The organism is Actinomadura sp. KC216, assembly GCF_004348535.1.
GTDB lineage: Bacteria > Actinomycetota > Actinomycetes > Streptosporangiales > Streptosporangiaceae > Spirillospora.
Genome location: NZ_SMJX01000055.1, coordinates 1 through 12,445, shown reverse-complemented (window position 1 = coordinate 12,445; position 12,445 = coordinate 1). Strand labels below are relative to the sequence as shown.

General features: G+C 72.3%; 12 protein-coding genes. 2 read left to right on the top strand and 10 right to left on the bottom strand.

Translation table 11 applies throughout. The features are described from left to right. Positions 1-6: 6 nt before the first annotated feature. Entirely contained in the window at positions 7-786 is a 780-nt protein-coding gene (gene modA, locus E1264_RS12425; RefSeq protein WP_132172818.1) for a molybdate ABC transporter substrate-binding protein, read from the top strand. 7 nt (positions 787-793) lie between these two features. Here modA and E1264_RS12420 read toward each other — a convergent pair whose 3' ends face one another. Further along, complete coding sequence (locus tag E1264_RS12420; protein WP_132172816.1) at positions 794-1,303, bottom strand: SRPBCC domain-containing protein; 510 nt, start codon at positions 1,301-1,303, stop codon at positions 794-796. A 153-nt stretch (positions 1,304-1,456) separates the two neighbouring features. On the opposite strand from E1264_RS12420, the gene E1264_RS12415 reads away from it, so the two are divergent. Next, on the top strand, positions 1,457-2,329 hold the full coding sequence (locus E1264_RS12415; protein WP_132172814.1) for a sigma-70 family RNA polymerase sigma factor: 873 nt from the start codon (positions 1,457-1,459) through the stop codon (positions 2,327-2,329). A 62-nt stretch (positions 2,330-2,391) separates the two neighbouring features. On the opposite strand, the gene dapB is transcribed toward E1264_RS12415, so the two are convergent. The 9 genes from dapB to E1264_RS12370 all read right to left on the bottom strand — a co-directional run. Beyond that, positions 2,392-3,129, bottom strand: coding sequence for a 4-hydroxy-tetrahydrodipicolinate reductase (gene dapB, locus E1264_RS12410; protein ID WP_132172812.1), 738 nt, complete (start codon positions 3,127-3,129; stop codon positions 2,392-2,394). Between the two features lie 36 nt (positions 3,130-3,165). After that, positions 3,166-3,807: an NAD(P)H-dependent oxidoreductase gene (locus tag E1264_RS12405; protein WP_132172810.1), complete on the bottom strand. Its 642-nt coding sequence runs from the start codon at positions 3,805-3,807 to the stop codon at positions 3,166-3,168. Positions 3,808-3,894: 87 nt separating this feature from the next. Next, a complete protein-coding gene (locus E1264_RS12400) occupies positions 3,895-5,214 on the bottom strand; it encodes a pitrilysin family protein (RefSeq protein ID WP_243710889.1) in 1,320 nt (439 codons plus the stop codon). Between the two features lie 81 nt (positions 5,215-5,295). After that, a complete protein-coding gene (locus tag E1264_RS12395; RefSeq protein WP_132172862.1) occupies positions 5,296-7,638 on the bottom strand; it encodes a polyribonucleotide nucleotidyltransferase in 2,343 nt (780 codons plus the stop codon). A gap of 396 nt (positions 7,639-8,034) precedes the next feature. Further along, the gene (rpsO, locus tag E1264_RS12390; protein WP_067884254.1) at positions 8,035-8,304 is read right to left on the bottom strand and encodes a 30S ribosomal protein S15; all 270 of its coding nucleotides are present in this window, start codon (positions 8,302-8,304) and stop codon (positions 8,035-8,037) included. A 237-nt stretch (positions 8,305-8,541) separates the two neighbouring features. Next, a complete protein-coding gene (locus E1264_RS12385; protein WP_132172860.1) occupies positions 8,542-9,486 on the bottom strand; it encodes a bifunctional riboflavin kinase/FAD synthetase in 945 nt (314 codons plus the stop codon). Positions 9,487-9,608: 122 nt separating this feature from the next. Beyond that, entirely contained in the window at positions 9,609-10,277 is a 669-nt protein-coding gene (locus E1264_RS12380; RefSeq protein WP_132172806.1) for a hemolysin III family protein, read from the bottom strand. Between the two features lie 121 nt (positions 10,278-10,398). Next, the gene (truB, locus tag E1264_RS12375) at positions 10,399-11,271 is read right to left on the bottom strand and encodes a tRNA pseudouridine(55) synthase TruB (protein WP_132172804.1); all 873 of its coding nucleotides are present in this window, start codon (positions 11,269-11,271) and stop codon (positions 10,399-10,401) included. Between the two features lie 31 nt (positions 11,272-11,302). After that, on the bottom strand, positions 11,303-12,445 hold a 1,143-nt coding region (locus tag E1264_RS12370), incomplete at its 5' end, for a bifunctional oligoribonuclease/PAP phosphatase NrnA (protein WP_132172803.1).

The following is a 12,445-nucleotide window of genomic DNA, read 5'->3' as shown; positions in this document are numbered from 1 at the left end:
AGCCATATGCCCGATTCCCCCCGTCGGCGGCGGTTCCGCGCGTCCGCGCTGCTCGCCGCGCTCGCCGTCCCCGGCCTCGGCGCGGGCTGCGGCGGCTCGTCCGGCCCGGCGACGCTCACCGTCCTGGCCGCCACGTCGCTGACGGAGGTGTCCGACGAGATCGGCACAGCGTACGCCCAGGAGGAGCCCGGCGTCAGGCTCCGGTTCGAGTACGGCGCCGCGCCCGACATGGCCGACCGGCTGTCCGACCACGATCCGGCCGACGTGCTTCTGACGGCGGACACCGCCAGCATGAACGAGGCCAAGGAATACCTGGCGGGTCCGCCCCGGATCGTCGCGCGGACCTCGCTGACCATCGCCGTCGGCCCCGGCAACCCCCGGCGCATCCGCCGCCTGAGCGACCTGACCCGGCCGGGCCTGCGGATCGCGGTCGGCGCCGGGACCGTCCCGGTGGGCCGCTACACCCGCCAGGTGTTCGCGAACGCGGGCCTGACCGTCCGGTGGAGCTCGGAGGAGATCAGCGCGCGGGCCGTCCTGGACCGGGTGCGCTCCGGCGAGGCGGACGCGGGCATCGTGTACGTCACCGATCTGCGCTCGGCGGGCGTCGCGGCGAGCAGCGTGCCCATCCCGGCGGACGTGAACGTCACCGCGGCCTTCCCCGCGGCGGCCGTCCAGGACGGCGACCACGAGGACGCCGCGAACGCGTTCATCTCGTGGCTGGCCACCCCGGCCGCACAGAAGCTGTTCAACAAACACGGCTTCGCGACCCCGTCCGCCCCACGGTAAGCAGGGTTCAGGCGCTTTCGGCGCGGGCCTTGACCGCGGCGTTCATCGCCGCGAACTCGTCCTCCATGTCGAGCTGCCCGCCCGCGACCGGGACGAGGGCCCCGGAGAAGCGCTCGCCCTGGGTGAGCCGGACGCGCCCGTTCCCGGCCGGCTCGATCCGGAAGTAGTGCTCGCCGTCCACGATCCCGGGGATCCACATGCGCCCGATCCAGCGCAGCTCGCGGCCGGGCTCGGCCTTGAGGACCTTCGGGGCGAACGTCATCGTGCCGCCGTCGGTGTCGCGCAGGACGTTCTGGAGCCGCGCGCCCTCCTCCGGCTCGCCCTCGGCCTTGACGATGAACGGGTTCCACTGCGGGTAGCTGCCGAAGTCGGTGACGATCCCGTAGACCTCGTCGGCGGACGCGGCGATCTCGATGCTGCTGCTGACCTCGCGCGGGGCGAGCTCGCCCCAGGCGAGCAGCCCGCCGGCGGCGGCGAGCGGAAGGGCGACGGCGGTGACGGCGACTCGGCGGATCATGACGACCTCCAGTTGGCTAATCTCATTAGCCAATAAGCTAGCTAACGCCATTAGCTTTGACAAGCCCCCGTCCCCGGAAAGTCCGGCGGCCGCGTCACATCTCGCCCGCCCGCTACGTCAGTCCTATGACGTGGACCGACGAGAGAGGTGTCGATGGACGAGCGCGAGTTCCTGGCGGACGAGTTCGAGAAGCACCGCGTGCGTCTCAGGGCGGTCGCCTACCGGATGCTCGGCTCGCTCGCCGAGGCGGACGACGCCGTCCAGGAATCGTGGTTCCGGCTCAGCCGCTCCGACGCCGGCGCCATCGGCAACCTGGGCGGCTGGCTGACCACCGTCGTCGGGCGCGTGTGCCTCGACATGCTGCGCTCCCGCACCGCGCGCCGCGAGGACCCGCTGGAGGAACGCCTCCCGGACCCGGTCATCGGCCCGGAGTCCGGCCTCGATCCCGAGCAGGAGGCGCTGATGGCCGACTCGGTCGGCCTGGCGCTGCTGGTGGTGCTCCAGTCGCTCACGCCCGCCGAGCGGCTCGCGTTCGTCCTGCACGACACCTTCGCCGTCCCGTTCGAGGACATCGCCCCGATCGTCGGACGCTCCCCCGCCGCCGCGCGCCAGCTCGCCAGCCGCGCCCGCCGCCGGGTGCGGGGCGCCGCGCCCGTCCCCGAACGCGACCCGGCCCGCCAGCGCGAGGTCGTCCAGGCGTTCCAGGCCGCGGCGCAGGGCGGCGACTTCGAGGCCCTCGTCGCCGTCCTGGACCCCGACGTCGTCCTGCGCGCCGACACCGGCGCCGCCGAACTGACCGTGGTGCACGGCGCGGAGGCGGTCGCCGGTCAGGCGCTCCTGTTCCGCGGAGTCGGCGGCAGGGCCCGCCCGGCACTGGTCAACGGCGCCGCCGGTGTGGTCGGCGTCGTGGACGGCCAGGCGCGCTCCGTCCTGTCCTTCACGATCGTGGACGGCAGGATCGCCGCCATCGACATCCTCGCCGACCCGACCCGCCTGGCCGCCCTGGACGTCACCGCCCTCGGCTGACCGCTATGGGAGGGGGCGGTGGAAGCGGCCGTGATCGGATGGTGCGGCCGGGTGGACGTCGGTCACAGGCCGAGGAGGGACTCGATGCCGAGGGTGAGGCGGTCGAGGTCGGGGATGCGGCGGACGGCGAGGAGGACGCCCGGCATGAAGGACGCGCGGTCCATCGAGTCGTGGCGGATGGTGAACAGCTCGCCGTGACCGCCGAGGACGACCTGCTGGTGCGCGACGGCGCCGGAGAGGCGGACGGCGTGGACGCGGACGCCGTCCACGTCGGCGCCGCGGGCCCCGTCCACCTCGGACGTGGTGGCGTCCGGGGACGGGGACACGCCGGCCTCGGCGCGGGCCGCGGCGACCAGTTCGGCGGTGCGGTAGGCGGTGCCGGACGGGGCGTCCGCCTTGTTCGGGTGGTGCGTCTCGACGATCTCGACGGACTCGAAGAACGGGGCCGCCTTCTGCGCGAAGTGCATCATCAGCACTGCGCCGATGCCGAAGTTCGGCGCGATGATGACGTTGCCGGACGACTCGTCCGTCAGCCAGGAGCGGACGGTGTCGAGCCGGGACGGGTCGAACCCGGTGGTGCCGACGACCGCGTGCAGGCCGTGCTCGACGCACCACTGGAGGTTGTCCATGACGACGGCGGGGTGGGTGAAGTCGACGACGACCTCGGCGGCGGTCAGCGCGTCGCGCGGGTCGTCCTGGTCGACGGCGGCGACCAGCTCCATGTCGCCGGCCCCTTGCACGGCCCGGCACACCTCGGACCCCATGCGCCCGCGCGCGCCCAGCACCCCGACCTTGATCACGTGTTCCTCCCGGTAGGCGTGGGGCCGAGCCTATCGTCAGAAGCGCTTGCCGAGTTCGCGTGCCTCGGCGTGCGCGGCGCGGCGTCCCGTCTCGGCGTCGGCGGTGGCGAGGTTGGGGCGGAACGCGACCGTGCTGATGTCGGTGATCCCGGCCCAGCGCAGCCAGCCGTCCAGGAACGGCATCTGGTGGTCGGCGCCGAACGCGGGCGGACGGCCCTCGCCGTACACGGCGCTGGTGTACAGGACGGCTGCCTTCTTGCCCTGGAGGAGTCCCGTGTAGCCCCGGGTGGGGTCGAAGCTGAATACCCAGCCGGGCTGCGAGACGACGTCGATGAACTGCTTGAGGATGTACGGGACGTTCGTGTTCCACATGGGCACGCTGAACAGGTAGCGGTCGTAGGAGTCGAAGCGCTCGAAGACGCGGCGCGCGGCCCGCCAGGCGTCGGCCTGCTCGCCGGTCGGCTCGTCGCCCGCGAAGACGGCCATCTTGGCGGCGGCCGCGGCGGGGCCGAACTCGGGGAGCGTGCCGTCCCAGAGGTCGTGGTGGTCCACCAGGTCATGGTCACCAACAGGGTCGCCGTGGGTCTCGCGGTAGGCGTCGAGGAACGCGCCAGCGAGCGCGAGGGACTCGGACGCGTCGCCCCGGGGCGACGCGGAGATGTGCAGCAGGCGGGACATGGGGATTCCTCTCCGAAGGCATACGGACTAGAGTCCGGTTACTTGCCTCGGAGATTAACGGACCTCAGTCCGGTTGGCAAGGGGGCATCAGGCGGCGAAGTCGCGGTCTCCTACCGGGCCGATGACCGTCAGGGCCTGGGGGGCGGCGAGGACGTCGGTGGCGATGGCGCGGACGTCGTCCAGCGTGACGGCCTCGATGCGGGCCAGGACCTCGTCCACGGGCAGCAGCGACTCGTACACGAGCTCGCTCTTGCCGATGCGGCTCATGCGGGACCCGGTGTCCTCCAGGCCGAGGACCATCGCGCCGCGCAGCTGCCCCTTGCCGCGCTCCAGCTCCTCGGCGGTGAGCCCGGCGCCGGCGGCCTTGTGCAGCTCGTCGCGGCAGATGGACAGGACCTCCTCCGCCTTGGCGGGCTGGCAGCCCGCGTAGACGCCGAAGATGCCGGAGTCGGCGTACTGGGCGGTGTAGCTGTACACCGAGTACGCCAGGCCGCGCTTCTCCCGGATCTCCTGGAACAGGCGGGACGACATGCCGCCGCCGAGCGCCGCGTTCAGCACGCCGAGCGCGAACCGGCGGTCGTCGGTGCGCGACACCCCGGCGCCGCCGAGGATGATGTGGGCCTGCTCGGTGTCCTTGTCGATCACGGCGGTGCGCGGGTCGATCGGCGCGGGCGCCCCGTCCAGGCGGGGCGCGGCGGGCTCGGCGTCGCCGGCCAGGTGCTCGGCGAACGCCCGGGAGACCAGCTTGACGACCTCGTCGTGGTCGATGTTGCCCGCCACCGAGACCACCAGCTGGGACGGGACGTAGTGCTGCCGGTAGTAGCCGTGGATGCGGTCGCGGGACAGCGCGTTGATCGAGTCCTCGGTGCCGAGGATGGGGCGCCCGAGGGGCGTGTCGCCGTAGAGGGCGGTGGCGAACTCGTCGTGGATCAGGTCGCCGGGGTCGTCGTCGCGCATGTGGATCTCTTCGAGGATCACGCCGCGTTCGGCCTCGACGTCCTCGGGACGGTTCACCGACTCCGCGACCATGTCGGACACGACGTCCACGGCGAGGGGGAGGTCGGAGTCCAGGACCCGCGCGTAGTAGCAGGTGTACTCCTTGGCGGTGAACGCGTTGAGGTCGCCGCCGACCGCGTCGATCGTCGCGGATATCTCCAGCGCGGACCGCCGCTTCGTGCCCTTGAACAGCACGTGCTCCAGGTAGTGGCTGGCACCGGCGTCGGCGGGGGCCTCGTCGCGGGACCCGACGGCCGACCAGATGCCGAACGCGGCGGAGCGCACGGTCGGCATCGTCTCGGTGATGATCCGCAGCCCGCCGGGCAGGACGGTGCGGCGCACAGCGCCGGCCCCGTCGGTGTGGATCGTGATGGTGGTGCCGGGCTCCTGCGCCCTCGCCGACAGGGTCACGTGTCGCTCACATTCCGTCATTGAAAACATCCGGCCGGCCGTCCCGCGGGCGGGACGGCCGGCCGGTCATGGGCCTGGAGATCAGGAGTTGCGCTGGCCGGAGTCGTCGCCGCGGCGGGTGCGGCGGCGGCGCGGGCGGCGCTCGCCGTCGTCGTCGCGGCGCTCGCGGCGCTCGCCGTCGCCCTCGCCACCGTTGGACGCGGACGCGGGGGCCGGGGCACCGCCGTCGCCGGAGTCGGCGCGGTCGGCGGCCTCGCGCTCGATCACCTCGACCGGCACCAGCGACAGCTTGCCGCGCTGGTCGATCTCGGTGACCTCCACCTGGATCTTCTCGCCGACGCCCATCACGTCCTCGACGTTCTCGATCCGGGCGCCGCCGTGCAGCTTGCGGATCTGCGAGACGTGCAGCAGGCCGTCCTTGCCGGGCAGCAGCGACACGAACGCGCCGAACGTCGTGGTCTTGACGACGGTGCCGAGGTACCGCTCGCCGATCTCCGGCATGTGCGGGTTCGCGATCGAGTTGATCGCCTGCCGCGCGGCCTCGGCGGACGGGCCGTCGGTGGCGCCGACGTAGATCGTGCCGTCGTCCTCGATCGTGATGTCGGCGCCGGTGTCGTCCTGGATCGAGTTGATCATCTTGCCCTTGGGGCCGATGACCTCGCCGATCTTGTCGACCGGGACCTTGATCGTGATGATCCGCGGCGCGTACGGGCTCATCTCGGCGGGCGCCTCGATGGCCTCCTGCATCACGTCCAGGATCGCCAGGCGGGCGCCCTTGGCCTGCTTCAGCGCGGCGGCCAGCACGGAGGCGGGGATGCCGTCGAGCTTGGTGTCGAGCTGCAGCGCGGTGATCAGGTCGCGGGTGCCGGCGACCTTGAAGTCCATGTCGCCGAAGGCGTCCTCGGCGCCGAGGATGTCGGTCAGCGTGACGTACTCGTCGCCCTCGTTGATCAGGCCCATCGCGATGCCCGCCACCATCTGCTTCAGCGGGACGCCCGCGTCCAGCAGCGACATGGTGGACGCGCACACCGAGCCCATCGAGGTGGATCCGTTCGACCCGAGCGCCTCCGACACCTGCCGGATCGCGTACGGGAACTCCTCGCGGGTCGGCAGCACCGGGAGGATCGCCCGCTCGGCGAGCGCGCCGTGCCCGATCTCGCGGCGCTTCGGCGACCCGACGCGGCCGGTCTCGCCGGTGGAGTACGGCGGGAAGTTGTAGTTGTGCATGTAGCGCTTGGTGCGCTCGGGGTTGAGCGTGTCGATCATCTGCTCCATGCGGAGCATGTTCAGCGTCGTCACGCCGAGGATCTGCGTCTCGCCGCGCTCGAAGATCGCCGAGCCGTGCACCCGCGGGATGACGTGCGCCTCGGCGGTCAGCTGGCGGATGTCCTTCGGGCCCCGGCCGTCGATGCGCAGCCCGTCGCGGATGACCCGCTCGCGGACCAGCTTCTTCGTGACGGCGCGGTAGGCGGCGGAGACCTCCTTCTCGCGGCCCTCGAAGGTCTCGGCGAGCTTCTCCGCGACACCGGCCTTGAGCTCGTCGAGGCGGGCCTCGCGCTCCTGCTTGCCGGCGATCGTGAGCGCCTGCGCCAGGTCTTCGGACACGGCGTCGGTGACGGCGGCGAGCACGTCGTCCTGGTAGTCCAGGAAGATCGGGTACTCGGCGGTCTCCTTCGCGGCGACGGCGGCGAGGTCGCTCTGCGCCTTGCACAGCGCCTTGATGAACGGCTTGGCCGCCTCCAGGCCCTCCGCGACGGTCTCCTCGGTCGGCGCGGTGGCGCCCTCGCCGACGAGCTTGATGGTGTCGCGGGTGGACTCGGCCTCCACCATCATGATCGCGACGTCGCCGTCCGGCAGGACGCGGCCCGCGACGACCATGTCGAAGGTGGCCCTCTCCAGCTCGGGGTGGGTCGGGAAGCCGACCCACTGGCCCTCGATCAGCGCGACGCGGACGCCGCCGATCGGCCCGGAGAACGGCAGCCCGGCCAGCTGCGTGGACATCGACGCGGCGTTGATCGCGACGACGTCGTACAGGTGGTCGGGGTGCAGCGCCATGATCGTCTCGACGACCTGGATCTCGTTGCGCAGGCCCTTGGTGAACGACGGGCGCAGCGGCCGGTCGATCAGCCGGCAGGTGAGGATCGCGTCCTCGGACGGACGGCCCTCGCGGCGGAAGAACGAGCCGGGGATGCGCCCGGCCGCGTACATCCGCTCCTCGACGTCGACGGTCAGCGGGAAGAAGTCGAGGTTGTCCTTCGGCTTCTTCGACGCGGTCGTCGCCGACAGCACCATCGTGTCGTCGTCGAGGTAGGCGACGGCCGAGCCGGCCGCCTGGCGGGCCAGCCGGCCCGTCTCGAAGCGGATGGTCCGGGTGCCGAACGTGCCGTTGTCGATCACGGCCTCGGTGCTCTGCGCGCCATCGATGCGCACGGCTTCTGTCACGGGAAACCTCCTTAGGGTTCCATGTCGGTCCTCGCGGCCGTTTCCCGTGGTCTTGCACGCTGCCGGTCTTCGATCGAAGCGCCCGGATCGAGAGCCCCGCCGATGCGGCGGGACGGATCCGGAAGCCACTACCGAGGACCGGCCCGCACCAGCGGTGTCCGCGAGGCTTTGTCTGTAGTTTTACGGCCGGCTCCGCGTCCCCGTTCGGGGTGGGCGGGCGGCCGGTACGCGCCGGGTGCCCGGCCCGTCCGGCAGGGTCGGCCCGTGCGGGCGGCCCCTGGGCGGGCCCCGGGCGCGTCCGGACGAGACGTCGCGCCCCGTCCGGCCATCGTGCCCAAAAAGGAAGGGAGCGGCCCGGCGGGCCACTCCCTCACCGTGCTAGCGGCGCAGGCCGAGTCGCTCGATCAGCTGCCGGTAGCGGTTGATGTCCTTGTTGGAGAGGTACTTCAGGAGGCGGCGACGACGGCCGACCAGCAGCAGGAGGCCGCGGCGGCTGTGGTGGTCGTGCTTGTGCTCCTTGAGGTGCTCGGTCAGATCGTTGATCCGACGCGTGAGCAGCGCGACCTGGACTTCCGGCGATCCGGTGTCACCCTCAGTGGTCGCGTACTCCGAGATGATCTTGTTCTTGGTGGCGGTGTCGAGCGACACGTGGCTCCTTCGATGCGATCGTCACCCGCAGATCCGGGGCCCGTGGGCACGCGGGTCCGCATGGTGCGTTTTAAGAGAGTGGCGGGCCGCATGAGGGTGCAGCCAGCCGCGCCGGGGCCCTTCCCGGCGACTATTCACCGTACCATGCCCGAAAGCCAGTCGGTTACGAAGCGGAAAGCCCTGTTATCACAGGGTACGCACTTTCCAGGGGGTTCTGGCCGGGGTTGCGACCGGGTTCTACCCGGCCGTGAGCTCGCGGGCGCGGGCCACGTCCCGGTGCATCTCCTCGATCAGCGCGTCGACCGACTCGAACTTCAGCGTGTCGCGGATGCGGTCGGTGAAGTCGACGGCCATGTGCTCGCCGTACAGGTCGAGGTCGTCGCGGTCCAGCGCGTACGCCTCGACGGTCCGCTCCCCCGCGCCCTCGAACGTCGGGTTCGTGCCGATGGAGATCGCCGCCGGCCAGCGGAAGCCGGGGTAGCGCTCGGAGTCGCAGACCAGCCAGCCCGCGTAGACGCCGTCGGCGGGGATCGCGGTGTGCGGCAGCGTCTGCAGGTTGGCGGTGGGGAAGCCGAGCGCGCGCCCGCGTTGGTGCCCGCGCACGACGACGCCCTCCACGCGGTGCGGGCGGCCGAGCGCCCCCGCCGCCGCCTCGACCTCGCCCGCGTCGAGCCGCCCGCGGATGTAGGTGGACGAGATCCTGCCGCCGTTCGCCACCAGCGGCATGCCCTCGGTGGTGAAGTCGTACTTCTCGCCCAGCTCCCGCAGCAGCGCCACGTCGCCCTTGGCCCTGTGCCCGAACCGGAAGTCCTCGCCGACGATGACGTGCGCCGCGTGCAGCCGGTCGACCAGCACCGACTGGACGAACTCGTCCGGCGGCACCTGCGACAGCTCCAGCGTGAACGGCACCACGACGACCGCGTCGGTGCCGAGCCCCTCCAGCAGCTCGATCCGGCGCCTGGTGCTCGCGAGCAGCGGCGGATGGGTGCCGGGCCGGACGACCTCGTCCGGGTGCGGGTCGAACGTGATCACCACGGACCGCAGCCCGCGGCGGCGGGCCTCCTCGGCCGCCGTGCCGACGATCCGCTGGTGGCCGCGGTGAACGCCGTCGAACACCCCGATGGTGACCACCGAGCGGCCCCAGTCCGCGGGAACCTCGTCGAGGCCATTCCAGCGCCGCACCATGCTCTCCCTGCGTAGGACGTGCCCTGCCGGGTCGTGTGGCCGCCCGGTTCTGCTGCCGTTCCTAAGAGTGCCATGTGCGAGCCGCAAGGGTGGCACCCGGGTTAACACGTGGGCCTGGTTCAGGCGGATTGGTAGACGACCAGGGAGACGGCGATGTACTGGAGGATGTAGGCGGCGAGCGTGCAGGCGTGGAAGACCTCGTGGAACCCGAACCAGCGCGGCGACGGGTCGGGACGGCGCAGCCCGTAGACCACCCCGCCGACGCTGTAGCAGATGCCGCCGATCGCGACCATGAGGCAGGCCGCGACGCCCGCGCCGTCGAGGAACTGCGGCAGGAACAACACCGCCACCCAGCCGAGGACGATGTAGAGGGTCACGTAGAGGGCGCGCGGGGCGCCGATCCAGACCGTGCGGAAGACGACGCCGGCGACGGCGCCCGTCCAGACGATGGCGAGGACGGCGACGCGGACGCCGCCGTCCAGGGCGAGGACGGCGAACGGCGTGTACGTCCCGGCGATGATCAGGTAGATGTTGGCGTGGTCGAAGCGGCGCAGGATCTCCAGCAGCCGGTGCGAGGTCTGCCGGTGATAGGTGCCCGAGATCCCGAACAGCATCCCCGAGGCCGCGACGTAGATCGCCGACGCGAGCCGCGCCTGCGTGCTCGGGCCGAGCGCGACCAGCACGAGCCCGGCGACGAGCACCGCGGGGAACGCGCCTATGTGCAGCCATCCGCGCAGCCGCGGACGGGTCGGGGACGCCACCGGCGCGCCGTCGTTCACGGTGGTCATCGGAAACCTCCTCACCAACAACCTACGGGATCGTAGGTTACGCGACCGTAAGTTGGAATGCATCGCCTTCCCCCGTGATCATCGCCACGCGCGGCGGGTCCCGTCCAGGCCGGGCGGCTGATCAGGAGGTGAACACGGCGAGCGGCTTGGCGACACTCCCGTGCTCCTCGACGAGCGCCAGCAGCGTCCCGTCGGGCGCGAAGACACCGACCGGGCCCGGGCCCAGCCCCGCCGCCTTGAGGCGCCCGCCGTGCGCGACCTTGCGGGCGTCGTCGTCGGACACGTCCCGGCGCGGGAACACCGCGGCGACCGCCTCGCCCATCGGCAGGATCTCCGTCTTCTCGGCGAGCTGGTCGAGCGTCCTCGCCATGCCCAGGTCGTACGGGCCGACGCGGGTACGGCGCAGCGCCGTCAGATGGCCGCCGCAGCCGAGGGACGCGCCCAGGTCACGGGCCAGCGCGCGGATGTAGGTGCCGGACGAGCACGCGATCGACGCGTCGATGTCGATCATGTCATCGTGCCGCCGGACGTCCAGGACGGCGAAGTCGTGCACGGTCACCGGACGCGCCGCGAGCTCGACCTCCTCGCCCTTGCGCGCCATCCTGTAGGCCCGCTCGCCGTTCACCTTGATGGCGCTGACCTGCGGCGGAACCTGCCGGATCGGCCCGGTCAGCGCCGCGACGCCCGCGCGCAGCGCCCCGTCGGTCACGTCCGCGGCGGACGCGGTCGCGGTGACCTCGCCTTCGGCGTCGTCGGTGTTGGTCGACACGCCGAGCCGGATCGTGGCGTCGTACCCCTTTTCGGTCAGCGCCAGGTGACCGAGGAGGCGGGTGGCCTTGCCGATCCCGAGGACGAGGACGCCCGTCGCCATCGGGTCGAGCGTGCCCGCGTGCCCGACCCGCCGGGTCTTCGCGAGCCGCCGCATCCGGCCGACGACGTCGTGCGACGTCCAGCCGGACGGCTTGTCGACGATGACGAGTCCCGAGTTCTCCACACCCGCTCCGAAAAGGTCGAAGGCCGAAAAGTCAGTCGCTCTCGCCGGGGACGCGCAGCGCGGCGCGCAACCGGTCGATGATCCAGGCGGGCTCGCCGCCCATGGTGAACGCGGCGGCCAGCCGGTGCCCGCCGCCGCCGAGCTCGACGCAGGCGCGGCCGACGTCGACCGAGCCCTTCGAGCGGGTCGACACGTACCATTCGCCGCGGTCGTTCTCCTTGCACACGACCGCGACCTCGGCCTCGTCGGTGCGCCTGAGCTGGTCGATGACGCCTTCGAGCTGGTCGTAGCCGACGTCGCGGGCGTCCCGGTCGGAGCGCGCGATCGTCGTCCAGACCAGGCCGCGGCCGCCCGCCGCGTCGCGCTCCAGCCGGGCCCGCGCGAGCGCGCCCGCGAGGACCTGGAGGTAGCCGAACGGCGCCCGGTCCCACAGCTCTCGGCTGACCGCCTCCGGCCGGACGCCCGCCGTCAGCAGCCGTCCCGCCAGGTCGTGGACCTCGGGCGTCGTGCACGGGTACTTGAACGAGCCGGTGTCGCTCGCCAGCCCGGCGTACAGGCCCTGCGCGATGTCGCGGTCGAGCGGGACGCCGAGCCTGCGGATCAGCTCCTCGACCAGCACCGCCGTGGCGGCGGCGTCCGGGTCGACGAGCCGCACGCCGCCGAACCCGGTGTTGGACGCGTGGTGGTCGACCACGATCAGCGCCCCGGCCCGGCCGGCGGCACCGGCGAGCGCGCCGAGCCGCGACTGCCCGGCCGCGTCCAGCGAGATCATCAGCTCCGGCGCCGCGGGCATCCGCGCGGGCTCGACCAGCAGCTCCTGGCCGGGCAGGAACCGCAGGATCGCGGGAACGGTGAACGGCTCCCCGAAGGAGGCCAGGCACCGCTTGCCCATCGCGCGCAGCGCCTGCGCGAGCGCGAGCATCGAGCCGAGCGCGTCGCCGTCCGGCGCCACGTGGCAGGCGAGGCACACCTCCCCCGCCGCGCCGATCAGCTCGACGGCCCGTTCCCACTCCCGCTCCCCGAGCCCCCCGCCCGCACCGGCGGACGCGAGCGGCCCGACAGCGCCGGAAGGTCCGGCGGACCCGGACGGCGCGGCGGACGCCGGCGCTCCGACCGGTTCGGCGAGCGCCGATGGTGCGGTGACCGCGGATGCCCCGGCGGACGGGGCCGGCCC